13 protein-coding genes and 8 pseudogenes are annotated in these 25,436 nt (G+C 60.1%); 7 read left to right on the forward strand and 14 right to left on the reverse strand.

The genetic code is table 11. From position 1 onward, the window contains the following. Nucleotides 1-499 precede the first annotated feature (499 nt). A pseudogene (locus ILFOPFJJ_RS33205) lies at nucleotides 500-756 on the forward strand (helix-turn-helix domain-containing protein); the annotation flags it as partial. 326 nt (nucleotides 757-1,082) lie between these two features. Here the strand turns inward: ILFOPFJJ_RS33205 and ILFOPFJJ_RS33210 are convergent. Continuing rightward, nucleotides 1,083-2,113: pseudogene (locus tag ILFOPFJJ_RS33210) on the reverse strand (IS110 family RNA-guided transposase). Nucleotides 2,114-2,234: 121 nt separating this feature from the next. Here ILFOPFJJ_RS33210 and ILFOPFJJ_RS33215 point away from each other — a divergent pair. Next, nucleotides 2,235-3,216, forward strand: a pseudogene (locus tag ILFOPFJJ_RS33215) (ISNCY family transposase); the annotation flags it as partial. Nucleotides 3,217-3,394: 178 nt separating this feature from the next. Here ILFOPFJJ_RS33215 and ILFOPFJJ_RS33220 read toward each other — a convergent pair. The 9 genes and pseudogenes from ILFOPFJJ_RS33220 to ILFOPFJJ_RS36395 all read right to left on the reverse strand — a co-directional run bounded on the left by ILFOPFJJ_RS33220 (nucleotide 3,395) and on the right by ILFOPFJJ_RS36395 (nucleotide 15,968). After that, a complete protein-coding gene (locus ILFOPFJJ_RS33220; protein WP_173514661.1) occupies nucleotides 3,395-5,545 on the reverse strand; it encodes a peptidase domain-containing ABC transporter in 2,151 nt (716 codons plus the stop codon). A 33-nt stretch (nucleotides 5,546-5,578) separates the two neighbouring features. Further along, nucleotides 5,579-6,664: an HlyD family secretion protein gene (locus tag ILFOPFJJ_RS33225; protein ID WP_173514662.1), complete on the reverse strand. Its 1,086-nt coding sequence runs from the start codon at nucleotides 6,662-6,664 to the stop codon at nucleotides 5,579-5,581. A 111-nt stretch (nucleotides 6,665-6,775) separates the two neighbouring features. Next, nucleotides 6,776-6,952: a hypothetical protein gene (locus ILFOPFJJ_RS33230; RefSeq protein WP_173514663.1), complete on the reverse strand. Its 177-nt coding sequence runs from the start codon at nucleotides 6,950-6,952 to the stop codon at nucleotides 6,776-6,778. A gap of 321 nt (nucleotides 6,953-7,273) precedes the next feature. Beyond that, entirely contained in the window at nucleotides 7,274-8,050 is a 777-nt protein-coding gene (gene istB, locus ILFOPFJJ_RS33235; protein WP_173514684.1) for an IS21-like element helper ATPase IstB, read from the reverse strand. A 24-nt stretch (nucleotides 8,051-8,074) separates the two neighbouring features. Further along, nucleotides 8,075-9,615, reverse strand: a pseudogene (gene istA / locus ILFOPFJJ_RS33240) (IS21 family transposase); the annotation flags it as partial. Between the two features lie 283 nt (nucleotides 9,616-9,898). Further along, nucleotides 9,899-10,147, reverse strand: a pseudogene (locus tag ILFOPFJJ_RS35780) (IS6 family transposase); the annotation flags it as partial. A gap of 184 nt (nucleotides 10,148-10,331) precedes the next feature. After that, entirely contained in the window at nucleotides 10,332-10,973 is a 642-nt protein-coding gene (locus ILFOPFJJ_RS35785; RefSeq protein WP_312032783.1) for a thioesterase domain-containing protein, read from the reverse strand. Then, nucleotides 10,855-13,674, reverse strand: coding sequence for a non-ribosomal peptide synthetase (locus tag ILFOPFJJ_RS36125; protein ID WP_312032781.1), 2,820 nt, complete (start codon nucleotides 13,672-13,674; stop codon nucleotides 10,855-10,857). The genes ILFOPFJJ_RS35785 and ILFOPFJJ_RS36125 overlap by 119 nt, the downstream gene beginning before the upstream one ends. Continuing rightward, the gene (locus ILFOPFJJ_RS36395) at nucleotides 13,617-15,968 is read right to left on the reverse strand and encodes a non-ribosomal peptide synthetase (protein WP_312032782.1); all 2,352 of its coding nucleotides are present in this window, start codon (nucleotides 15,966-15,968) and stop codon (nucleotides 13,617-13,619) included. Before ILFOPFJJ_RS36395 ends, ILFOPFJJ_RS36125 begins: the two co-directional genes overlap by 58 nt. Between ILFOPFJJ_RS36395 and ILFOPFJJ_RS33250 the strand changes: the two genes are divergently transcribed. Next, a protein-coding gene (locus ILFOPFJJ_RS33250) for an IS3 family transposase (protein WP_173514664.1) occupies nucleotides 15,876-17,065 on the forward strand; the annotation gives its coding sequence in 2 pieces (ribosomal slippage) (nucleotides 15,876-16,125 and nucleotides 16,125-17,065; 1,191 coding nt in all). The two genes, ILFOPFJJ_RS36395 and ILFOPFJJ_RS33250, sit on opposite strands and share 93 nt — an antisense overlap. 143 nt (nucleotides 17,066-17,208) lie before the next feature. Here the strand turns inward: ILFOPFJJ_RS33250 and ILFOPFJJ_RS35790 are convergent. Both ILFOPFJJ_RS35790 and ILFOPFJJ_RS33255 read right to left on the reverse strand, forming a co-directional pair. Further along, nucleotides 17,209-17,832: pseudogene (locus tag ILFOPFJJ_RS35790) on the reverse strand (AMP-binding protein); the annotation flags it as partial. Nucleotides 17,833-18,180: 348 nt separating this feature from the next. Further along, the gene (locus tag ILFOPFJJ_RS33255; RefSeq protein WP_173514665.1) at nucleotides 18,181-19,248 is read right to left on the reverse strand and encodes a formyltransferase family protein; all 1,068 of its coding nucleotides are present in this window, start codon (nucleotides 19,246-19,248) and stop codon (nucleotides 18,181-18,183) included. A 714-nt stretch (nucleotides 19,249-19,962) separates the two neighbouring features. Between ILFOPFJJ_RS33255 and ILFOPFJJ_RS33260 the strand changes: the two genes are divergently transcribed. From ILFOPFJJ_RS33260 to ILFOPFJJ_RS33270, 3 genes and pseudogenes are all read left to right on the forward strand, one after another. Next, nucleotides 19,963-20,490 carry a hypothetical protein gene (locus ILFOPFJJ_RS33260; protein WP_210267701.1) on the forward strand — a complete coding sequence of 176 codons (528 nt, stop codon included), beginning with the start codon at nucleotides 19,963-19,965 and terminating at the stop codon, nucleotides 20,488-20,490. Nucleotides 20,491-20,517: 27 nt separating this feature from the next. Beyond that, nucleotides 20,518-21,153: pseudogene (locus ILFOPFJJ_RS33265) on the forward strand (IS30 family transposase); the annotation flags it as partial. Nucleotides 21,154-21,457: 304 nt separating this feature from the next. Beyond that, entirely contained in the window at nucleotides 21,458-21,883 is a 426-nt protein-coding gene (locus ILFOPFJJ_RS33270) for a GntR family transcriptional regulator (RefSeq protein WP_173514666.1), read from the forward strand. Nucleotides 21,884-22,294: 411 nt separating this feature from the next. Here ILFOPFJJ_RS33270 and hemN read toward each other — a convergent pair whose 3' ends face one another. Then, on the reverse strand, nucleotides 22,295-23,629 hold the full coding sequence (hemN, locus tag ILFOPFJJ_RS33275) for an oxygen-independent coproporphyrinogen III oxidase (RefSeq protein ID WP_173514667.1): 1,335 nt from the start codon (nucleotides 23,627-23,629) through the stop codon (nucleotides 22,295-22,297). Nucleotides 23,630-24,083: 454 nt separating this feature from the next. Here hemN and ILFOPFJJ_RS33280 point away from each other — a divergent pair. Then, nucleotides 24,084-24,402: pseudogene (locus ILFOPFJJ_RS33280) on the forward strand (ISNCY family transposase); the annotation flags it as partial. Here the strand turns inward: ILFOPFJJ_RS33280 and ILFOPFJJ_RS33285 are convergent. Then, nucleotides 24,399-25,430, reverse strand: a complete 1,032-nt coding sequence (locus ILFOPFJJ_RS33285) for an L-idonate 5-dehydrogenase (protein WP_173514668.1) — start codon at nucleotides 25,428-25,430, stop codon at nucleotides 24,399-24,401. The pseudogene ILFOPFJJ_RS33280 and the gene ILFOPFJJ_RS33285 overlap by 4 nt on opposite strands. Nucleotides 25,431-25,436 lie beyond the last annotated feature (6 nt).

Genomic DNA, 25,436 nt, shown 5'->3' on the forward strand with positions numbered 1-25,436 from the left:
GGAGATGGCAGCTTTTCTTTGGGCGATTGGACAGGAGGTCGCTCCCACAGCAAAAATCTAAAGCCTATCGTCAAAGCGCGACAAACAGTCGAGAAGCAAAACATCTGCTGTTGAACAAAGATGGAGGCAGGGTTCCGGTGGGGAACCCTCGTCATCTCTATGTGGCGGATAAAATCCATGCCCGACGTTAGATAGAGGCAGCCCCAGACGAACATACGGAAATGCGGTACCAAGCCCGCGCATAAGAGTATGCCAGCCGTCGTCAAAATGCCCTGTCTCCTCCTTTATTCAACAGCTTCACGCATGTGCTTTCGTCGTCAAAGCCGGAAGGAAAAATCATGACCAAAGAGCTTGCATACGAACATAAGAGAGATGCGACATATGAACCAGTTAGACATGCGACAGTCGTCGCCTCTCGGGATGCTGGTCAAACGTCAACGTTTGGAAGGAAGACTGGCGACGTGAAGCGTGGTTGAGACCATGAGCGTTCGGAGTCGTGATGTCCTGTTTGATTGTCATGTCGCAGAAGGAATTGCATCGTCTTGAACTGATCCAGCAGATTCGCGGCCGCAGCCTGACTGTCGTTGAGGCGGCCGCGTTGCTCGGTCTCAGCCGCAGTCAGGTCCACCGGCTGTTGCAGGCCTATAACCTGGCTGGACGTCACGCCGCGAACGCAAGAAGCGGGTTTTCCAGCCGCGCGGCCGGCGCGATTGCTTCGGCGAACTCATTCAGATCGATGGGTCGCATCACTGGTGGTTGTAATCGCAGTCCATTCGTCAAGCTGGTTTGAGCATTCAGCGACCTTTCCGGCTTGGGGGTTTAGGCAACGCGGCTGAATTGATTGAGTGGATCCGCCCTCACCGGCCGTCCTTCGGAGCCATCCAGTGCTGGGAGCAGGGTTGTCTCCGCGGTCGACAAATGTCGCCGCACAATGGTCTTCGCAGGTGGGATCTTCCTAATGTTCGAGGCGCAGTCTCAACGAGCTGCAGCCACCAGAAGCGGAATGATCCTGCCCACGTCCGCAGCAGGGACGCTCAGCACAAAGTTAGATGACGCGCTGAGGGATGAAGGCTGAGCGTCGCCTATACGGCGGCGCCAGCCGATGCGTTGAACACTTCTCCCGTCTTGAGCATGCTGTGCATGATGACCGCGAGTTTCCGGGCAACCGCCACCGCGGAGCGCTTGAAGCCAAGGCGCTCGCGCAGCTTAAGTCCCCAGCTCTTGAGACTGCTCTCGGTCCTGGCGCTGGTTCTCGTCAAAAGCACTGTCGCCGCTTCATAAAGCAGCCCACGTAAACGATTGTCCCCCCTTCGCGAGATATGGCCGTCATAGTCGACCTCGCCTGACTGATATCGCCGCGTTGTCAGCCCAAGCCAGGCGCCAACCGAGCGCGACGTTCGAAAGTTTTCTGGATCTTCAATTGCCGTAACGTAGGATACCGCCGTGACGGCGCCGATGCCTGGGATTGTCATCAATAGCTTTGTGGCTTGGCTCTCACGGGCCACTATAAGCAGCTGGCGACCAAGATTGGCTGCGCGCTTGCGGATATCGTGCCACGCCTCCAAAAGAGGCAAGATAATCTTCGCAAGCTCGACGGTCCCATCCAAAAGCTTCCGCACATCCCCATCAAAGACCTGCCCCTTCCCTTTCGGGATGATCAGACCGAAGGTCTTCATCAGGCCGCGGATTTGATTGCCAAGTTGCGTTGACATATTCAGGAGCTGTTCGCGGGCAGCCACCAATGTGCGGGCCAACATAGCGTCAAAAGACTTGACGCGAACCGCTTTGTAAAAACCGGCTTCAGCGAGTTGCGCTAAACCATCGGCGTCATTGGCATCGGTTTTGTTGAGCGTCTCGTTCAATACCTTTTGCGCATGCCGCGCTTCAATGCAGATCGCCGGCACCCCCTCGCTCGTCAGCGCGTGATAGAACCACGTCGACAGCGGTCCCGTTTCGAATACGACCCGCCGCGCGCGCGGAGCTTTTTGCGGATCATCTGTGCAAGAAGATTGGGATCCGAAGGACATTTCCCCCGCCAGATCCGCTTCCCATCTTCCCGGATCGAAATTGCGGTATCTTTCAATGAAACATCAAGGCCAATATATTGGTTCAAGGTTGCCTCCATCCGATGTTTGGGCCCGGTTCCAATCGAGAGCCCGTTTTACCATCCTATCGGGGGCAACCACCCTCACCAGCCCAAAAACCAGAGACGGTCGCGCCGCGATTACTCCATGTTCGAGAACCGCGGTCCCAAATGCGCCCTGCTCGTCTATATCGACGATGCCACCGGCAAGCTGTTGCATCTGCGCTTTGCAGCCTCGGAGAACACCTTCGACTATCTGCACGCGACGAAGGCCTACCTGCAGCAATGGGGCAAGCCGATTGCCTTCTACAGCGACAAGCATGGCATCTTCCGCACCACCCATGCTTCCAGGAAGGACAGAACCAGTGGCCTGACGCAGTTCGGGCGGGCTCTTTATGAGCTCAACATCGACATCATCTGCGCCGACACCCCGCAGGCCAAGGGACGCATCCAGCGCGCCAACCAGACGCTGCAGGATCGTCTGGTCAAGGAACTACGGCTGCGCGGCATCGACACGATCGCGGCGGCCAATGCCTATGCGCCGGAGTTCATGGCCGACTTCAATCGTCGGTTTGGCAAGGCGCCGCGCAATCCGAAGGACATGCACCGGCCGTTTGCCGCGCATGAGAACCTCGATGGCGCCTGCCGCAAGGAGATCCGCAAGCTGTCGCAGTCGCTGACGCTGCGCTATGACAAGGTGATGTTCATGACAAGGTGATGTTCATCCTCGATCCGACCGACCTCGCCACGGCGCTCGCCGGCCAGAAGCTTATCGTCTGCGATTATCCCGATGGTCGCCTCGAGATCACCCACGAGGGGAGGTCCCTGCCCTACAGGACCTTCAACACGCTGCGCTCGGTGCACCGCTGCGAGGTGGTTGAGAACAAGCCTCTTGATGACATGCTGGCGCTGGTGGCCGTGATGCAGCTCGGACGAGAGCAACAGCGCAGCAAGGGCGGGCCGCGCCGCACCGGCCAGACGGACCATATGTTCGGCATTCGCGATGGCGGCCAGAGCAATGGCTACCAAAAACGCGGCACGAAGCCTGGCCGGAAGACGGATTTCTCCATGATCCCAAGGTCATAGCCCGGCGCCAGCAAGCCCTTGCGCAGCTGGTGATTGACATTGATTAGAGACGACGGAGACAACAGGAGCTGACTTCGCCACGCCGACCAGCGTGTCGCCCATGATCTCGTTCGCGCGTCAAAAGACCGCCCGATGTGCGACCTCGCCTTCCTCCCCCTTCCTAGTTCCTCCTTTCGCCTGATACCGGCCTAATTAGTCGCCGCTTGTTTAAAGTTCAGGGGCACGTCAACCGGTTTGCGCCCGCCACAAGCGAGCGTAAGCGCCATCAGCTGTAATCAGATCAGCATGTCTTCCCTCCGCAACCACCCGCCCCTTGTCTAAGACCACGATCTTGTCGGCCAAGCGAATGGTGCTGAGTCGATGTGCGATGACAACGATGGTCTTACCGGCCCGACGCAAATCCTCAACCACCCGCAGGACAGACGCCTCGGCGATCGAGTCGAGAGAGGAGGTCGGCTCGTCAAGGATCAGGACCTCCGGGTCCCGGTACAGAGCCCGAGCCAACCCAAGGCGCTGCTTCTCGCCGCCGGAGAGGCGTACGCCGTTCTCGCCCAGATAGGCCTGGAAGCCACCGGGCCAGCGCTCGATCAACTCCCGTAGCCCTATTTGATCGCAGATTTGCAGGACCTTCTCGGTGTCCGGCTCGAACTCGCCAAGCGCAATGTTCTCGATCACCGAGCCCGAGAACACGTCGATCGATTGCGGTACCGCAGCAATAACCTTGCGCAGCGATACGGCCGAGAGGTCCTGCAAGGAACGGGGACCGATCCGGATGCGTCCACCCTCTAGCGGATAGACATTCTGCAGCAGCGCCGCAAGAGTACTCTTGCCCGAGCCGCTTTCCCCCACGACGGCCGTGATCTCACCGCGGCGGAAGGTGACGCTGAGATCCTGGAACAGCGCCGGCTGCGCGCCATGGCGGAACGTGACGTTCTCCAGGCGGATATCGCCAGCGTCGCACTTGCTGCCATCGATGGCGCCGCTGCTTGCCGGCTCCAGGTCGAAAATCTCGAACAGGCGATCCGCCGAGATAAAAGCATCCTGAACGATCCGGTTGCTTTGGATCAGACTGGCAACCGGCCGGGTGACATAGCCGAGCAACGTATAGCATGACAGTAATTCACCGGGCGTGACGGTCTGATCGAGGGCAAGCGTCGTTCCGAACCACATCAGCACGATGGTGAACAGGGTCGAGAGGAAAGTCGAGGCATTGTCTCCGAAGATCAAGATAAGGCCGGAGCCATAGACGGAATGCAGCATCTTTATGAAGCGGATCTCCATCCTGAAACTGGCGAAGTTCTCCATGCCGGAGGTCTTGATCGTGGAAACGGCTCCAAGTGATTCGACCAGTTGCGCCTCCAGATCGGCGGCATTCTCCATAATGGCGCGCTGACGTTTCCTGTTCAGCCGGTTGATGCTCCAGTAGACGAAGAGGTATAACGGGATACACAGCGCCACGACCGAGGCGATCTTCCACGAGTAGATGAACATCACCCCGAACGAGAACAGTATCGTTAGCACGTCGACGAACATGTTGATCGAGACGTCGTTCAGGAAGCTCCGGATTTTCACCGCGTCGTTCATGCGGGAGATGATTTCGCCCATTCGCATGCCGTCGAAGAACTGCTGAGGCAGGCTTAGGATGTGATTGTAGTAGCCGAGGATCAAATAAACATCGATCTTCTGCCCCGTTTGCAGGACGAGCCGGTTCCCGAGGAGATTGATCAGGATCTGCGCCACCAGGATCAGCAGCATGGCAACGCTCATCAGGTTGAGCAGGTTGTGGTTGCCCGCTGTGATCACATGATCGACGATCTTCTGGACGTAAATGGCCGTTGAGAGGCCGAGGATCGTCGTCACCAGCGCCCCGACGAGAGCCTGCGCCATCACCGCCCGGTGTGGTGCAAGCAGACGGGCGAAGCGGGCGTGGGGTGAGGTGGTCTCGTCACTGCGCTTGAAGGTGTCTGCGGGAACCAGGAGCACCAGGACGCCAGTCCATTGCGTCTTAAATTCCTCATGCGACAGCTTGCGGATTTCGCCGTAGGCTGGATCCATGACAATGATCCACCTGGCGTCGATCGACTGGATTACGAGGAAGTGGTGCAGGAGTTCGTTGACGATTACGTGCGCGATAGCGGGCTTGGGGATCTTGTAGAGGCTGTCGAACCCGCCCTTCACCCCCTTGGCGATGAAGCCCAGCTTCTGGGCCGCTTCCGTGAGGCCCATCACAGTGGTGCCGGAGCGGTCGGTCGAGGCACACTGGCGGATGCGCGATAGTGGCAGCTTGTAGCCATAGAAGGCTGCGACAGAAGCAAGGCTGGCGGCCCCGCAATCGGTGACGTCCCGTTGTTTGAACTTGATGACCTTACTCGACATGGCGGCTCGTTGGCTGTTTTGAAAAATGGAGGATTAGCGGCCCGCCAGGAGCGGATTGAGCCAATCGTCGACGTCACCGTAGAGGAGTTGCAGGAGAGTGCGGTCGGCCACGAGGAAGCGAGCCCGCACGGTCATACCTTTCTTCAGCTGACCGATGGCGCCGTTCTTGGCCGTGAGATGGCTGCGGGAGAGCCCGCAGCGGATCTTGAAGACCGGTTTCCCGTCGTCGAGGGTGAAGTCCTGCGCCACGTTGAGCACTGTCGCGTCAATGACACCCCATTGATTGTAATTGAAGGCAGCCACTTGGAGCCGCACCGACTGGCCCGGCCGCACGAAGCCGATGTCGTTCGGAGAGACGTAGATTTCCGCCACCAATTCGCCGTCCGGCGAGATCGAAGCGACGGTCTGCCCGGCCTGAACGTAGCTGCCGGTGGTGAGGCCGGAGAATTGCTCAACAGCGCCCGACACCGGGGCTCGAATGCGGGTCAGATCCCGTTCATTCTCAAGCTGATGCAAGGTGGCCGTGAGTTCCTTGAGGCGTAAGTTCGTGTCGAACAGCTGCTGATTCCATTCGGCGGATTTGCGCCGCACAAGGATCTCCCCCTGAACCTCAATGCTCTGGAGGGCGAAAGCCTTTTCGTCAACGGTCTTTGTGGGCGCTGCAGCAACGGAGACCAGTCGCTTGGCGCGCTCAAGTTCCGCCGCGGCGTTACTGGCGGCGTATTGGTTTTCGCGCAACCGGTTGAGAAAATGCGCCCGCTCCGCGGCGGCGGACTCGGTCAGCAAGCGGATCGGGCTCATGGCCCGTGTGCCGGAGGAGATCAGGCTTTCGAGGTCACGGGCAAGATCGCTCTTTGCGCGAATGTCGGCTGTAAGCGCCTTGAGCTTTTCCTCAACCACCTGATCGTCAAGGGAGAGAATCTCCTGCCCCTGGGCAACCAGCTCGTTCTCACGGGCAACGATGCGGGAGATGCGACCGGAGACGGGCGCGATCAGGGGCGTTTTCTCGATGATGGGGCGAATGGTGCCGGCACTTTGGACAGAGACCGTTACGGTGATGAGTGGCAGCGACACCAATGTCGCTGCCACTGCAAGCACGACGATCTTATAGATGACCAAAGAGCGTCCTGATCGTCGGGAGAGGATGCTCTCTGCAGTGCAGCCGACAACTTCAGCAGGAAGGGGAACTGCTGATCTGTAGTCACTGTGACGCATAGCTAGCTTGCGCACCTAACCGTGGTGGATCTTATCGCGTACGACCCCTTCCACTATAGTTGCAACTGCATAGGCTACCAGCGTAACAACTCCGAAAGTTATTGCCCCAAAAACGCCCCATCCACCCGCAATTGCGGCTGCTTCTTCAGGCGTTAAGTCGGTCACACCATAGGCTGACATGTCGGTCTTCATTGTTGTCTCCTTTTCTATCGCTCAAATGAGAAGATCAGTCGGTAGTGCTCGTCGGCAGCTCCTGCTGCCGCGCAATGAGAGAGACTCAAGAGTTGTGCCAACTGCGCACGAAGAGCCTCAGAAAACTGTTCTGCAATGTTATTCAGTGGCTTCACTGACAGGACAGCGGCACGCTGGGCCGAACATCACCGTGTCGCGGACTCGACAAACCCGACTGCGCATTTCGCAAAAGCCGGACAGGGATTCCGCTAAGTCGCGGACATTCGTTTCACTAAGTCCCGGACAGTTTTGCGGCGGTGGTCCTCGGGTGCCTGGTTGTCTTCATGGGTGATTGATTTCGCCGTTTTCGTCGCCGGTCAAGAGCGGCGGCGCCTTTTGCTTTCGTATGCTGTCGCCCTGGAGGGTGATGCGATGAGCGTTGTGAACGATCCTGTCGAGAATGGCGTCGGCGACGGTCGGGTCTGCGATCAGATCATGCCATCTGGCCACCGGGACCTGGGCGGTGATCAGGGTGGACTTGCGCCGATAGCGTTCCTCAACGATTTCGAACAGATGGAAGCGCTGCTGGTCGGTGAGCGAGTGGGTTCCGAAGTCGTCGAGGATGAGGAGCTGCACGCGCGTGAGCTTGTCGATCAGCCGGGGATAGCGGCCATCAAGGCGGGCGAGCGCCAGGTCCTCGAAAAGCCGTGGAACGCGCACGTAGAGCACGGAATGATCGAGCCGTGCCGCCTGGCGGCCGAAGGCACAGGCCAGCCATGACTTTCCGGTGCCGGTCTGACCGGTAACGATCAAATTCTCATGCGTCTTCAGCCATTCGCCCTGCGCGAGCGCCATGGTGTTGCGGCGGTCCAGCCCGCGCGGCGCGGCAAAATCGATGTCTTCGATGGAGGCCTCGGGAAAGCGCAGCTTGGCTGAGGCGAGCCGGTTCCGGACGCGCTTGTCGGCGCGCATGGCGATCTCGCGGTCGAGCATCAGGCCGAGCCACTCGTCGCGGCTGAGCTCTTGGGCGTTGGTCTGCTCGGCCAGCTGCCGCCAGGCGGCGGCCATGCCAGCCAGGCCGAGCGCCTGCATCTGGTCGAGTGTCGGGTTGGTCAGCATTCTTTCTTCCTTTCCTTCACTGGTATAGCTGCTGCCGCGGATGTTGCCGTGCGCCGGCGTCGGCTTTGCCGGCTCTGTGGTGCTCGCCCGGTCGAGGCCGGACTTGAGAATGGCGGTGACGGAGGCGTAGGTGATCGCGTTGATCGTGAGCGCCCGCTCGCAGGCCGCCTCCGTGCGCTCCTGCCCATAGCGCGGCGAAAGCGACAGGATGCCCATGGCGGCGCGGTATCCCTGTTCCGGATGCGGCCGGTCGCGCATCAGGCGCTCGACCAGGATGGCGGCGTTGGGCCCGATTTTGGCGGCCCGAGCGATCAAGGTGGCCGGCGTCGTGTTGGCGTAACGCTGATGCGCCTTTGGCATGTGGGCGTTGACGGTGACATGACCGGAGCGTTGCGAACGACGGACATGGCTGGCGACGCGCTGGTGATCGTGGAAGATCTCGACCACCCGATGGGTGAGCCGGACTTGGACGGTGCGGCCGATCAGCCGATGCGGCACCGAATAAAAGGTCTTGTCGACCTCGACATGGTAGTCGGGATGGACCTTCGCTGATCTCCATTCCGCGTATTCGAACGGCGTTGCCGGCAGCGGCCTTAAGGCTGCCCGCTCGATCTCCTCGAACAGCTCGCGGCGGCTTTTGCCGACATGGCGCATTGGCCGGTTGTTCAACTCCTCGAGCAGTTCGGCGACAGCCGAATTGAGCTCGGCCAGCGAGAAGAACGTCCGGTTCCTAAGCCGGGCGAGAATCCAGCGCTCGACGATCAGCACCGCGCCCTCGACCTTGCCCTTGTCGCGCGGCTTTCGGCTGCGGGTTGGCAGGATCGTGGTGTCGTAATGCTCGGCCATCGCGGCAAAGGTCGCGTTCAGCGTCGGCTCGAACCACAGCGCCTTGGCGACCCCCGCCTCCAGATTGTCGCAGACGATCGCCTTGGTGACCCCGCCGAAGAAGGCAAGCGCCCGCACCTGGCCGTCGATCCAATCGGGCAGCTTTTGACTGAAGCTGGCAAGGGCGAAGGTCAGGTTGGAGGCGCCCAGCACCGCGACAAAGATCTGCGCCGGGAAAATGACGCCGGTCGCCGGATCGATCACCGGCACCGTCTGCCCGGCATAGTCGGTCTGCATCACCGCGCCCGCCGCATGCCGGTTGCGGAACGTCGGGCTCGCCCGCCGCCGGAAGGCGGCGAACCGGTCGCAGAACCACGTGAAGCCGTAGCCGTCGGGATGGGCGGCGCGATATTCCTGCCACAGAAGTGTCAGCGTCACCCCTTCGCGCTTCAGCTCCCGGGCAACCAGCGCCCAGTCCGGTTCCCTCAGGCCTGCGGCGGGCGGCCCATTCGGTGAAACAGACGCCGTTCCAGCGCCGCATCGTCATCGTAGGCCGGCGCCAACGGCCAGCTCGACAGCCCCGCCTCCCGCGCCCGCAGCAAATAGGTCGAAACCGAGGTCTTGCCGATCTTCAGCCCCTCGGCCACCTCGCGCACCGACAGACCCTGTTCATAGGTCAGGCGCAGGATCGTCCGGATGTCCCTCACGCTCGTTCGTCTCGCTTGCTTCCGTCTTGGCATGGCCCCTCTCAACGTCTCGTGAGAGGCCAGATTGCCAGAACGGCGCAGCCGAGGACCGACCATCAAATCCGCCCGGTGCCTGTCCGGGACTTAGCGGAATCGCTGTCCGCGACTTACTGAACTCGGTGTCCGGGACTTAACGAAACACGCAAACCCGACACTTCTGGACGAAGTGGTAATTTCGGTTTGCGGCCGAAAGCACCGGCCGCATCGGGACCGTCGATCCAACCGAGAGATGCAGAGTCCAGATGGCCATTTAAGCTATGCTTGTAGCGCTCACCCACCAGTGGCCCCGTCCGGGGGAACTCTTGCCGGCCGATCGCTTCCGGATATTATTGGCAAAGTGTCTGCCGAATTTCTCAGCCCAAAGTCGCACGGTCTGATGAGAGACGATGACGCGACGAGCTGCCAGCATATCCTCGACCATCCGCAGGCTGAGCGGAAACCGGAAATAGAGCCAAACGGCATGGGCAATCACCTGCGCCGGAAATCGGTGGCGACGATAAAGAGGATCATGGGAAAATCTGATCATGCCGCCAGATCCCACATTTTGATCGATGCTCCGTTAACGTTACGGTGCCCTTCCGCGCAATGCGGAAGCGAGAAGCATTTCGCGGGAAGAGGCTTAGAGAGGATGGACGTGTTCGTGGCGCCGCGACCCCATCCGGCGCTGATCAACGTCATGGCGATCGGAAACTCTGCACGATTTCATTTTCTCAGTCTGGAGGTGCCCTCCGTTCATTGATTTGGCAAAGGGCCACGGAAATGGCTCGAGCCAAAACACGGCGGTTTCCTGGTATATTCATCATCGTCTCGTGATCGCCAGGAACCGGCACGGTATGAATGGCCGCCGCACTCAAAACCCGGTCCCACCCCCGCGCAGGCGGAGTGGGCTGTGGATCTATTGAGCTCTTGGCTCGGGCCCCACAGGGAGGGCAAATTTCAGTGGCATAGAACTGATGTATTGCAACCGGCAGGGATGGAGGTTCGTACCCCTGCAGCGCCCCGTGAAACCAAGCGATTTTTTCATACATCACCATGTCATCTCGCAGATCACGATTTGACGGGATCGCTCCGATTTGCTGCGCCTTTTCAAGCAGCTGGGAAATCGAGCTTTGTTCAGCGAAGCGTTCAAGCTCTGCAAAGCGCTCGTGATCCAGCATTTCGAGACCTTCCAGAACCAGTTCGTTCATGATCTGTGTGGCTGATACGCTCGAGCGGGCTTCAGACAGGGCGACATCAATGAACGCCACGAATGATACAGCCTCGCCTAGTCGCAATAGGTGCTGCGCAATTGCGTAGGCTAAGATTCCGCCTGATGAGTACCCAGCGAGGCGATATGGCCCAGATGGCTGGATTTCTTTTATCCTGCGAAGCCATCTCTTCAAGAGTCGGGGGACAAAGTTCATTGAAATCCGGCCACGGCACAGCATAGACGGGACATTCAATGTCCATTTCGCTGGCCAATTTAAGGGCGTAGGAACAGTCTCCCAACCCTGACGGAACAAAAAAGAGCGGCGGTTGAGATCCTGTCACACGAATGGGAATCACGCCCGAATTGCTCGCTTGTACTTCCAAATTGAGCTTCGATGCAAGGCCCTTCAGAATGGGTGTCCGGAAGAGATCGCTGGCGCTCTTCAGCCCAAGCTTTGCGGCTCGGCCGAGCAACTGCACCGCCAGGAGCGAATGGCCGCCGAGCTCGAAGAAGTTGTCGTTACGGCCGATCCGCTCGATGCCGAGCAGCTCTTGCCAGATCCCGGCCAGCAGCGTCTCGACCTCGCCCTGCGGCGCCTCATAGGGTCGCCGCGCATAGGCATCGTCAGCCGGCAAGGGCAGCGCCTTACGGTCGAGCTTGCCGTTCGGTGTCAGCGGCAGCACATCCAGCTGCACGAAGGCCGACGGCACCATGTAGTCCGGCAGCAGGGCACCGAGATGCGCGCGCAAGGCGCCGGCAAGCGCGCCCGGATCTTCGCCCCCGGCTCCCGCTTCGCCCTCATCTGCCGCTTGCGGCGCGCACACCACATAGGCGACCAGCCGCATCTGGCCCGCCCGGTCCTCACGCGCCACCACCACCGCATCACGCACCGCATCGTGCTCGACAAGGCGCGCCGCGATCTCGCCCGGCTCGATGCGGAAGCCGCGGATCTTCACCTGCTCGTCATTGCGGCCCAGGAACTCCAGATTGCCATCCGGCAGGTAGCGGGCGAGATCCCCGGTCCGGTAGAGACGGTCGCCTTCCACAAAGGCGCTGGCGATGAACCGCTCCGCCGTCAGCTCGGGCCGGTTGAGGTAGCCGCGCGCCACCCTCACCCCGCCGATATAAAGCTCGCCCACCGCCCCAAACGGAACCGGCTGACCATGAGCGTCCAGAAGATAGATCCGCGTGTTCGCGATCGGACGGCCGATCGGGATCGACGCGTATCCCTCCAGCTCGGCAGGAACCTCATAATGAAGAGAACCGACGACCGTCTCGGTGGGACCGTACTCGTTCACCATCGTGGCCGTGGGCTGAATCCTGCGCCACAGCTCCACTGTCGAACGCGACAGCGCCTCACCACCGATGACAAAGGTGCCGACCTGGGTGCCAATCATCTCCGCCAGTATCTGTTGCCCGAGCGCGTCCAGATGGCTCGGCGTAATTTCTAGGAGCCCACAGCCGGCGCTGATCTTTGCCTTTACCTCCGCGACTTTGTCGCCCTCGGTTACAAGCTGTGCGTAACCACCACACAGCAAAGGCCCAAACAGGCTGGTGATTACGGCGTCGAAAGCCAAGGTCGAGAACACCACGGACGAAGAGCGTGGAGCGTAAGCCTCGCAGGCCCAGTCCAGATAATTGACCAGTCCGCGATGCTCGACCATGACGCCCTTGGGCGTCCCGGTGGAGCCCGAGGTGTAGATGATGTAGGCGAGATGGCGCGCGGCCAGGCCAAGCGCGCGCGGGTCGGGATCGTCAGCGGACTGGTCGGCCCAGGAAAGCTTGCCATCCGAAAGGTCGACCACCGTCACATTGGCGAGCGCCTCGGCGCCGAGTGCTTGGCGGCCGGCGGCATCGCAAAGCAGCAGCTTGGGGGCGGCATCGTCGAGCACCTGGTTGAGCCGCGCGCTCGGATAGGCCGGGTCGAGCGGCACATAGGCGCCACCGGCCTTCAGCATCGCCAAGACCCCCACCACCATTGCCGGGCTGCGCTCGAGGCAGATCGCCACCGGCTGATCCGGCTCGACCCCAAGCCCGATCAGATGATGGGCCAGCCGGTTGGCCTGAGCATTCAGCTCACCATAGGAGATCGACTGCCCTTCGAAGACCAGCGCCACCGCGTCCGGCGCCCGGCGCACCTGCGCCTCGAACAGCTCGTGCACGCACAGCTCCGAAGGATAGGCCGCGTCCGTCCGGTTCAGCTCCTCCAGCAGATAGCTGCGCTCGTCGGGCGGCAGGATGTCGAGCTGCCGCACCGGCGTGTTGGGAGCATGCTCCAATGCTTCCGCCAGGTCTTCGAGCGCCCGCTGCATGTAGCCGCACACCCGATCCGCAGAGACGGGCTCGGCCACCTGCGCCGTCAGCCCGAGCGCCTGGCCAAAATCCTCTACCGACAGCGCCAGCGGATAGTTGGTGCGTTCCTCGCTGCCCAGCCATTCCATGCCGGGCAGATCATCATCGGTTGCCGAGCCGGCCGCCGGCGTATTGTGACGGTAGTTCAACAGGGCGCTGAACAGCGGCGCGGGTGCTGCAACGCCGCTGCAGCGTTGCGCCAAGGCCAGCGAGGCATGCTCATGCGTCAGCAGCTCGCTAAGCCGCGCATGCGTGGCCTGCACGCTCGCCGCGACCCCGGTTCCATCCAGGTCGAGCCGTACAGGCAGGGTGTTGATGAACAGGCCCATGGTCCGGTCGGCGCCGGCACCGGCATGCATGCGGCCGAACAGCACCGTGCCGAACACCACCTGCTCTCGGCCGCTGCTCAGCGCCACCACCTGACCCCAGGCCAGATGGCAAAGGCTCGCCAGGCTCACCCCGAGCCGCCGCGCCTCTTGCCGCAGCCGATCGTTGAGCGCCTGCGGCAGCATCCGATGCGCCTCGCGCCGCCTTCGCCGTAGACCTCGCTTAAGCCGAACGGCAGAGTCGGCTCGTCGATACCGGCCAGCATCTCCCGGAAGAACGCTTCATGCTCTTCGGACGAAACGCCGAGACGGGCGTGCGCCACCAGATTGCGGAACGGCTGCGGTGCTGCAAGCGCGTGCCCCCGCCCCTCCAGAACGGCCCGCACCTCGGCATGCATGACCTCCAGCGTCGTGTGATCGCCGATCAAATGGTGCTGCAGCTCCAACAGCAGCCAGCGCCCGCTGCCGGGCTCGCGCGCAATCACGAACCGCATCAGCGGCGCCTGGCCAAGGTCGAGACGGTAGTGGCGCGGATCGAACCGGCGCCTCAGCTGCTCATGACCGGGACCGCCATCTTCGTCGAGCTCGACTTCGGCAATCTCCAGCCGCGCCTTGCGCCAGACCACCTGCGCCGGGCTCGACAGTCCCTTCCAGACAAAGGCCGTGCGCAGGATGTCGTGGCGGTCGACCACCGCTTGAACCGCAGCAAGGTAGCGGTCGAGCACACCCCGATCGGCGAAGGCCATCTGACTGACCAGCAGATAGGGATCGCCCCGGGTCGACAGCAGATGATGGAACAGGATGCCGTCCTGCAGCGGCGACAGGCCATAGATATCCTGGATGTTGCCGACGCCGCCGGGAACCGTCGACACGATCCGGTCGATCTCCGGTTGGGTCAGATCGATCAGCGGCAGCATCGCTGGCGTGATCGCCGTGCTCTCATCGGTGATCAGGTTGGCAGGCACCGCCACCTCGTGATGGCTGCCCAGGCTGGCGGCGAGATCGCAAAGCACCGGCCTGGCGAACAGGGTGCGCACCTCCACCCCCAGCGACAGCCGTCGCAGCCGCTCCATCAGTTGCACCGCCAGCAATGAATGGCCGCCGAGTTCGAAGAAGTTGTCGTTGCGGCCGATGCGCTCGAGGCCGAGCAGCTCTTGCCAGATCTCTGCCAGCGCCGTCTCGACCTCGCCCTGCGGCGCCTCGTAGGCTCGGCGCGCATAGGCGTCGTCCTCCGGCGCCGGCAGCGCCTTGCGGTCGAGCTTGCCGTTCGGCGTCAACGGCAGTGCTTCCAACCGCACGAAGGCCGACGGCACCATATAGTCCGGCAGCCGCGCACCCAGATGCGCGCGCAAGGCGCCGGCAAGCCCGCTTCCGTCATGTTCGTCGTCCGACCCGGCCTCGGGTCCACAGACCACATAGGCGACAAGACGCTTGTCGCCGGCACGATCCTCGTGCGCCACCACCACCGCCTCGCGCACCCATTCATGCTCGATGAGTCGCGCCGCGATTTCGCCCGGCTCGATGCGGAAGCCGCGGATCTTCACCTGCTCGTCGTTGCGGCGCAGAAACTCTAGATTGCCGTCCGGCAGATAGCGCGCCAGGTCGCCGCTCCGGTACATCCGGGCGCCTGCCTCGTCGCAGAACGGATCGGCGAGGAACCGCTCCGCCGTCAGCTCGGGGCGGTTGAGGTAACCGCGCGCCACCCCCGCCCCGCCGATATAAAGCTCGCCCACCGCCCCGAACGGAACCGGCTGACCATGAGCGTCCAGCAGGTATATCCGCGTGTTCGCGATCGGACGGCCGATCGGAATACTGGGAGCCTTCTCCTGCATTGCACCCACAGTGTAGGCAGCCGCAAAGGTCGTTGTCTCGGTCGGACCATAGCAATGAATGAGACGTACAGGGCCTTCTTCTCTCAGCAACCTTAAGAAGGCGGAGGGATCACTCCGCTCCCCTCCACACAGGAGGTATTTAAGTTGTGCTAACGTTGGGGCAATCGATGACGTATATTGGTTGAATAAGGCTGTTGTCAGAAATAGGGACGTCACTGCGTGATGCTCTAGCGTCTTGGAAAAGCTTGCTGCATCTAGGACGGTCGTGGCACTCATTACAACAATGCAGCCACCGTTAAGCAGTGGCGCCCACACTTCAAATGTGCTGGCGTCGAAGGCGGGATTACCCGCCCAGGCCACACGATCGCCGCCATCGATTGTCAAATATCCATTATTGATCACGAGCCGGTTGACAGCACGATGAGGAACAACCACTCCCTTGACAAGGCCGGTCGAGCCGGAAGTGTACATCACGTAAGCGGCATCTCCGGTGACCTTGCCCCGTTGAAATAATCCATTTTGAAGTAAGCTCTGGCCCATTGAGAGGACCAGGGAATGAAGCGCAACCGTTTCACGGACGAACAGATTATCGGCATTCTGAAGGAGCACGAGGCGGGCACGCCGGTGTCGGAGCTTTGCCGCAAGCACGGCGTCAGCGATGCCAGTATCTATAAGTGGAAAGCCAAGTTCGGCGGCATGGACGTGTCCGAGGCCAAGCGGCTGAAGACTCTGGAGGACGAGAACACGAAGCTGAAGCGGCTCCTGGCGGATGCCATGCTCGACAATGCTGCTTTGAAAGACCTTTTGGGAAAGAAGTGGTGACGCCCGCAGCCCAGCGGAACGCTGTCACTCATCTGATGAGCCACCATCAGATGAGTGAACGGCGGGCGTGTAAAGCCATCGGCGTTTGCCGGATGACGATCCGTTATGAAACCAGGCGCAGCGACGATCATGACCTTCGCGAGCGGATGAAGGCTCTGGCTCATGAACGCCGCCGCTTCGGATATCGACGCATTCATGTGCTGCTCAGGCGCGAGGGGCACCTTGTGAACCACAAGAGGCTCTTCCGGCTCTATCGGGAGGAGAAGCTGACGGTGCGCAAACGCGGCGGCCGCAAGCGAGCGATAGGCACGCGAGCGCCGATGCTGATCCCGATGGCAGCCAATGATCGTTGGTCGCTGGACTTCGTGTCGGATCAGCTCACCGATGGACGCAGGTTTCGGGTTCTGACGGTCGTCGACGATTGCACCAGGGAATGCCTGGCACTCGTCGCCGATACATCGCTTTCCGGCGTGCGGGTTGCCCGTGAGCTTGACCGGATTATCAAGGAGCGCGGCAAGCCGAAGATGATCGTCAGCGACAATGGCAGCGAGTTCACCAGCAACGCGATCCTGCAATGGACGGACCGGACCAAGGTGGATTGGCACTATATCGCGCCGGGCAAACCGATCCAAAACGCCTTCATCGAAAGCTTCAATGGGCGGCTGCGAGACGAGTTCTTGAATGAGACTCTCTTCTCGTCACTGACCCATGCCCGATCAGCGCTTTTAAACTGGCGAAGCGATTACAACGATAACCGACCACACTCTGGCCTCGGCTGGCTGACACCTGCCGAGTTCGCTCAGACCATCAACCCGCGACGTGATGCGGTGCTGCGCAGCCGAAATGGCTCCGCACCGCAACCCGCCGCTACCGCCGCAAATGCAGCAACCCAAAACCGCTGGAGCGAACTCAAAATTGGATAAAACTTGGGGGCAAGGTCACCGGCGCTCAACGTCAGCCCAGGATCGATACTTAGTTCTGCATCGGCCGCTAACGGCTCAATGAGCACAACCGGGATCGTCACCTCGACGAGATCAACATCGTTACTCTCGCCACGAACCAAGCGTGCAGCACAGTCGGCCATCAGCCATTCTTGTCGCGCAGATGGAAGAGCACGATCGATCGGAACATAAACCGCGCCCGTCTTCAGAATCGCCAACTGCGCCACCACAAGGGTGACGGAGCGGTCCAGTAGTGTCGCAATGTGGTCCCCGGGCTCCACCCCAAGCCCGATCAGATGATGCGCCAGGCGGTTGGCGCGCTCATTGAGCTCGCTATAGCTTAGTTCCTCGGCCCCATGCACCACCGCCACTCTGTCGGGCGCCTCACGCACCTTCGCCTCGAACAGCTCGTGCACGCACAGATCCGACGGATAGTCCGCTTCCGTCCGGTTCAGCTCATCCAGCAGATGGCCGCGTTCGACGGCCGACAAAAGCTCGATGCGGCCGACCGGCTGCCCCGCATCGGCCAGCACACCGCACAACAAAGCTTGCAAATGCTGCGTCATGTGCTCGACCTGCTCCGGCGCCAATCGACCGGCATCAAAGTGCCAGCGATAACTTCCATCCAGAGCGCATACCTCAAATGTTAGCAACTCACCCGGTGAATTCGGGGCGGAGTGACCAGAACTATTTTCCGCCGCAATTGCCACACCTACCGGCCAGGGGCGCTGCGATCGTAGCGCCTCCATCTGCCTTAATGACGGGCAGCGTCCGATAAGATCGCGCGGAAATCTGTCACGCTCCCTCAGTTGAGCACATTCGGCCGCCACCGCTTTGCGTATTTCTTGGAAGCCATCGGCCAGGTCAATGGTGACCTCTATTGGTACGGTAGAAGCGAGAACGGCCTCCACTGACTGCACCCCGGCCCACGATGCTTTTGGGGCTGGCGTCCACGCCAGCTGAAGCTCTGTCTGGCCTGTGATGCGGGCCAGATAGATCAGCCAAACCGTTACCAAGTATTCCACGCGATCAATGGCGGACAGTTCGGCCAAGGCCCCTGAAGCCAGCCATGAACTCGACTGCCATCGCGCCGTCGCTTAGGCTGTGCCGGACGACAGGAAGGGAGGCTTCACTATTTTAAACTGCTCAAGCCGCTCTCGCCAAAAATCCTCTGAAGGCGCTATCTCCCCATGTATGGCAGTTAGGCGCCGCACCTGATCGTCGCTCAAGACAGGAAGGGCGTCGCCTTCAACCAGATCGCTGCGGCTGGCGAGTGCTTGTGCCTCCAGGGCCTGACCGTCCAAGCTGCCAAACCAGACGTCGACATCCTGTGTAGCCGTGGCCACACGCCAATGGCTGGGATGGATCTCAAGCAGGCGACCTGCCGCAAAGCCCGAGCGGCGTGGCAGCACTTCCAAGCGCCTGACGCTAACAACGTCATCCCCTATGAGAGCCTTGGGCAAACACAATGGATTGGGATGATACGGCCCGAAATCCAAGGCCCGCACCATCGCTGACAAATCTTGCGCGGATCGATCCCAACGCAGAATACCTGCCGCATCTGGACGCCGACATCTGGGAAAGTAGCTTCTGTCTTCCAGTGCCTGGCGACGGGCGCTGAGCTTGCCCCCCGCCAAGCAAGCTAAAAGCTCGCGGAAGCCCTCGACAGCGGCTTCGTAACATTTGAGGTTCAGGGTCAGTGCCGTATCGGCGGGCGTCACCAGCACTTGGCGCTGAACAGCTATGTCACCCAGATTAAGCCCATCATCGACACGATGCCACGTGATGGCATGCTCGGTCTCTTGCGCCAACAGCGCCCAAGATGTCGCGTGAGTTCCGGCATATCGCGGCAAAGGGCCGTCATGGTAGTTGAAAGCACCTCGACTGATCCGTCCAAACACATCGACCGGCAAGATGAACGGATTGACAACGGAGAAGAGCCACTCCGCCGGCTCGGGCTCGAGGAAGCTCGACAGCTCTTCAACGCTTGCCATGCATGGGATATTGGCGCGAGCCGCCCAGTCGGCGAATATCGCGTCGCCACACAGCACCGCGCGAATGTCGTGGCCCGTCTCCATGGCCAGCTGCGCGCAGCTGATCGCGAGCGTACCGCTACCAACAAAAATGCCAGACGAAAGTGCTGCGTCTATGGCGATGGATGACATGAGTTGAACAACCTTCATCTGTCTGTGTGGGCGGGCGACCGCGGGACCGCTCCCTACGGGTAGCTGGCCGTGTCGCAGCAAAAAGCGTGCCACAAAAACGGTTGTTCAACGCCTGCTCGAAGAGCCGAAGAACACGCGCTTCGCGCCTCGCCTACCATGAGTACTTAACCGCCGCGTCGAATTGCTGACATAGCGGTCTTACACTGGACATGGGCGGGCACCGTAACGTTAACCGAGCATCGATCAAAATGTGGGACCTGGCGGCATGACCAGATTTTCCCGTGATCCTCTTTATCGTCGCCACCGATTTCCGGCGCAGGTGTCGATAACACCGTCCCGGTTCTGGCCCGCATGGTTGCCAAGTGTCGCGCGGGCTATCGGGCGCTGGGCAAACATGATCGAGTAGCGGCCCTCCGCGGGAAGCGGGGTGCTCTTGGGCGGTGAGGGCTTATTCTCAGAACGACTCCTCCGACTGTGTTGTCATAAGCGCAATCGCCTCGAGGGATTCCGGACCAGGACCCGCTACGCCCCAGCGAGTTTAGGGCGCAGCCGAATCCGCTCCCGGTACTCTTCATTCTGCTTCGATATTGCCTACCGACGCTCGTGTTTGAGATTCAGAAGTGACGACCGTTCCTCACATCTGCGCTTGAAAGTTATCAGTTTTCATGAAATCGTCTCTCAGGAGCTTATTTTCATGCGCGGGCACCAAAATTCATGAATGCGTCGCAGCGGAAGCCATATTCGGGTGCTGTAAGCGTTTTTCACGGCCGCTGGTTGCCAGAGGAAGCGACCCCTGCGGGATATGCTGCTCTGATTGACGCATATGAGCTACACGTCCCGCTGCCGCGTAGCGTGGCGGCGGCCATTGGTCCACGCCACAAAGTCTATCAGGCCGACGACTGGAATATCTATACGCCGCGGCACACTCCTGATGCCGATCTTATCGGGCACCTGACTTTTGCCCTGCGCTATGAGGGGTTGGACTTAGCAGCCCTTAAAGCGCTGTTTCGCGCCACTGGCCCCGATGCGATAACCGATATCGTGCGGGCGTCTCCGACGGGCTCATATGCGCGGCGACTGTGGTTTCTTTACGAATGGTTACTTGATACTCGGCTGGGTCTTCCCGATGCGACCCGAGGCAGCTATGCCTTTGTGGTTGATCCTGACCAGCAATGGGCGACAGGGGGAGCAACGTCGACCCGCCATCGCGTGAAAAACAATCTGCCAGGAATTCACAGCTGAGGCTGGCCGATCGCCTCCGCCTTTAGCGATGAAATGGTCCGCCAACTCGGCCGTCACCGATCGACGATCTATCGTGAGATCAGGCGCAACACATTCCACGATCGCGAGTTGCCCGAGTATAGCGGCTACTTCCCAACGGTCGCCGACGGCATCAGCAAGGAGCGTCGGCGACGCCTGCGCAAGCTCAGCCGCCACCCGCAGCTGCGTGAGCTGATCATCGATCGGCTGAAGGCGCTTTGGTCGCCGGAGCAGATCGCCGGCCGCCTGCTCGCCGACAGCGTGAGCGCCGTGCGCGTCTGCACCGAGGCGATCTATCGCTTCGTTTATGGCAAGGAGAATTATGCGCTGAAGCTCTATCGACATCTGGCTGAAGGCCGCCGCAAACGCCGCCCCTCGCGGCTCGAGGAAACCCTGCGACAGCGTCTTTCCTGCTGCCTGCAGGATATCGCAGCGGCCTGACTTTATTGATGATCGTTCGCAATTCGGCCCATTGGGAGGGCGACTTGTTGATCTTCGAACGTGCATGGGCAATGCCAACGTGACCTCGTTGGTCGAGCGCAAAAGCCGCTACAGGTGATGATCAAAAACCCGAGTCGGCGCTCGAGACCGATCACGGACAAGATCATCGAAACGTTCTCTCCTTTGCCAGCCTTTGCCCGGCGGTTCGTGCGAAGCAGCAATTAGTCTGTGGCGTCATGAGCAAGTCCGCGCCGATTAGTAATGCTGCTGACGCACTTCCTCCAAGCCGCAGCGCGAATGATATTTAGCTTGCTGGGCAAAGCGCCCTCCTGCCCATCTTATTTTCTGATGATCAACCATCACGTGCTTTCCGTCATTGAGCTGTCATAATTGCAGAACGCCAGACACCTCTGCGGGCACAATCATTTTCGTGGCCGTAATTTATGAGATGGGCTATTAAGCTAGCACTACTTTGGCACGTTTACGATTTGTTATCCAAGATGGATTGATGCTGAGCAACCCAAAACCGCTGGAGCGAACTCAAAATTGGATAAAACTTGGGGGCAAGGTCAAGATCTACGGACGTCTCAAATCACTTATCGTTCTTCAGCGGACACCTTGGGAGCAAAATCGGATCGCCGAGCGTTTCGGAGTGAGCACGACGCCGGTCCGTGAAGCACTGATCCTGCTCGCAAATGACGGGATCATCGTCAAGAACGGTACAAGAAGCTATCTGACCCGCGCTTTGATCCCACAGGACGTGCAAAACGACTACCAAGCGGCCTTTGCGATCGCCCAGTTCTGCATCGAGTCTGCTGTGGAGCGGTTTGTTCCGACAGAGTCACGGTTGATTGACAGCAAAAGTATGAATGCCAATGCCATTGGAAACGAGTTCGAATTCGCTCGAGCTATCTGTGAGTACGGTGTCCGGTGAAAGATTGCCAGTTTCACGCTCTCCGGCCTGCAAATTCCTCGGGTAGATCTGGTCAAATGGGGGCAACACTGCCCCTTGAAGAGTTTGCTCTCTCGATGTCGGTAATTTTCCAAGAGCATCTCGGCGATCGTCTCTCTCGCTCTCCCGTACTCGAAGGATCCTAGAAGAAAATTTGGCGCTTAACGGGGTAACTCGTAATTTTCGCGAACTCGACGAGATTTCCTCCCGATAGCGACCTGAGCCGAGCGAGATGATCCCCCGTGATCGCAATTCCCCGACTTCAGTTGTGTTTTTACGTGCAGGCTGTCGCGGGCTTGGGCCGACAGGCCCCTTGAAAGCCCTGATGAACGCATTTGTCGCGGTCAACACGCAGAAAACCGCCAAGTTCAGAGCGCTGCGTTTTGAAAGAACTTAGTTCGGTATTCCGTCTTGATAAACATCGAATGCAGCAGCGACAGCACGCAACATAAAGCGGTGCTCCTGTCGAACCCGAACCACACCCTTCTCCACGTCCAAGATACCATCCTCTTCAAACATCGCTAGGCGCTCAACTGAATTGAGAAAAGCGAGCCAATCAAAGCCATGAGCACGGCATATGACGGGGACATCAGCTTTCAGATCGCACATTAGCCGCTCGATGATTGCGGCTCTCAGCCGATCTTCGCTGGTTAGACGATAGCCTTTTGACGTAGCCATACGGCCAGATGCGATCTTCCGGTTATACAAACTTGGTGTAAGTTCATTTTGCACGTAGCCATCGCCCACACGGCCAATAGCTGACGCGCCGAAGCCGATCACGGTTGTACAAGTGTCCGCCGAATAGCCCAAAGAGTTACGCCGCAACCGGCCGGCCCTCTGCGCCAACGCAAGCTCATCGTCCGGTAAAGCGAAATGATCGAGGCCGATCGGCAGGTAGCCTTCCGCAATCAGGGTGTTGGCCACTGCCGCCGCCTGATCGGCGCGGGCTGACGGGCCCGGCAGCGCGTCCTCGTCGATCAGACGTTGGTTTTTTCTATAGGATGGAACATGTGCGTAGCCGAACACGGCAAACCGACTGGGGCGCATTGCGGCAGCAGCTCCCGCGGTCTCGACGCAGGACTGCACGGTCTGATTTGGAAGACCGTAGATCAAATCGAAATTGACGCCAACTATGCCGTGGCGGCGCAGTTGATTGACCGCAGTCGCCGTTTGCTCCTCGCTTTGGATCCGATTGACTGCTTTTTGAACGACTGGATCGAAGCTCTGAATGCCGATGCTCGCTCGGTTCACCCCGCTCGCTCCAAACGCTTCTGCCATCTCGGCGGTGAATGTGCGCGGGTCGATCTCCACGGCGATCGTTGCCGTTTTTAAGAATGCGAATCGGCGACGCAGAAGTTCCATCAGGCTCATGAACTCCCCTGGCTTGATGATGCTCGGAGTTCCGCCACCGAAATGTACGTCACCTACGGGCAGCGGTTGCGCCGTCTGTTCCGCAACCAAGTGCACTTCCTCACGCATTAGCGCGACGTAATTGAGGATCGAAGTGTCCTGACGAGTGATGCTCGTGGGAAAGCCGCAATACCAGCACATTGATCGGCAGAATGGTATGTGGAGATATAGCGATACAGGATCGTCGGACGGAAGGCTTCTCAGCCATTCCTCGTAAGCCTTTGCGCCGACCGCCGTCGAAAACCGTGGTACAGTTGGATAGATGGTGTACCAAGGCAGGTGAGCATCATAGTATTTTGTTTGCAGTGAGGTCTGCACTGATTATCTCCCAAGGTGATATCAGCCTGTCATTCTTGCCGGCCTCGAAGTTCGAAAGCGGATCGCCACGCAGCTAGTCCTGACGTTCATCGACGGAGCTGGAGAGCCAATGCGCAAACCAGTCGTTATCTATGTTTCCTACGATGATTATCACCACCTGGTGCGCTATCACGAGGACAGTCTTTGCATGTACGAGGGTGCGCGGCTTTGATCTGGGTCAATCATGCCCACGAAGGGCTTGTCGTGTTGATTTCCACGCAGAATTGAGCCATGTGAACCTTCCCCAACGCGGTGAGCGACGGGGCAGCGGAGTGATCCACATGGGACTTTTAAACCTCATCCGTCGGATGGCACCGCGTGAGAAGTTGTCGATCCGCGAGGTCAGCGACGAACCAGATTGTCGCGCAATACGATCGCGAAGTATCTGAATGCCGGTACGGCCTACGCGGAGTCGTCCATGGCTTACAGAATCTTCGACACCCTTACGGTCGGTGCATCGCTCGGAGGTCGCCGAGAACAAGCGTATCGATGACATGCTGGCGCTGGTGACCGAGATGCAGGCCGGACGTCAATAGCAGCTCAGCAAGGGCGGGCCGCGTCGGACCGGCCAGACGAACCATATATCTGGCATTCGCGATGGCAGCCAAAGCAATGGCTATAAGAAGCGTGGCCGCAAGCCGGGCCCCAGAACGGATTTCACCAACGATCCTGTGGTGATTGCCCGGCCGCAGCAATCGCTGGCAAGACTGGAGGCGGCCGAGATCCGACCCTAGAACACCAGTTGGATCTTCATCGACTTGTTCCTGTCGGCGGCGGTTTCGAAGGCTTTGGCGGCGTCTTCGAGTGGAAAGGTTCCGGTCAGGAGCGGCTTCAAGTCGACCCGGCGATGGTTGATGAGGTCGGCGGCAAGACCGAACTCCTCGTGGAAGCGGAACGTCCCCTTCATCTCGATTTCCTTGGCCACCACCATGTTCTGCGGGATGTTGACATCGCCGCCGAGGCCGAGCTGGACGAGAACGCCGCGCGGCTTGAGAACCTCGAGACCTGAGCGCAAGGCGCTCTGGTTGCCCGAGGCCTCGAATTGGACGTCGAAGTATCCCTTGTTCGCCGCGTAGGCCGAAAGCGCTTCAGCGTTGACCGCGACATTGATGACCCGGTCGGCGCCGACCTCGAGTGCCTTCTCCAGAACCTTGTCCATCACATCCGTCGCGACGATCTCGCGGGCGCCGTTCGCGCGCGCGGCGATGATCGCCAGCGCGCCGATCGGCCCACAGCCGGTGATGAGAACCCGCTTGCCGGTGAGCGCGCCGGCACGGGCCACCGCATGCAATGTCACCGCGAAGGGTTCGGCCATCGCCGCTTCGTGGATCGACACGCCGTCCGCTACCTTGTGGCATTGCCATTGTGCGGCGACGAGGCGCTGGCGGAAGGCACCCTGGATATGCGGCATCGGCATGGCGCTGCCGTAGAAGCGCATGTTGAGGCATTGGTTCTGCTGCCCCTTGAGGCAGTACTCGCAGGCATTGCAGGGCCGGCTTGGCGAGATCGCAACCCGCTCGCCGACTTTGAAACCGGAGACACCCTCCCCCAAGGCCTTGATCGTGCCGGCCACTTCGTGTCCGAGGATCATCGGCTCGCGGACACGCACCGCGCCGAAGCCGCCGTGATTGTAGTAATGCAGATCGGAGCCACAGATGCCGCCGGCCTCGATGGCCACCTCCACCTGTCCGGGACCGAGGCTTTCGACCTCTCTTCCCTCGATGCGCAAATCCTTGGCGGCGTGGATGACGACGGCTTTCATCGGGCT

Origin of the sequence: Sinorhizobium psoraleae (genome assembly GCF_013283645.1) — a bacterium.
Classification (GTDB): domain Bacteria; phylum Pseudomonadota; class Alphaproteobacteria; order Rhizobiales; family Rhizobiaceae; genus Sinorhizobium; species Sinorhizobium psoraleae.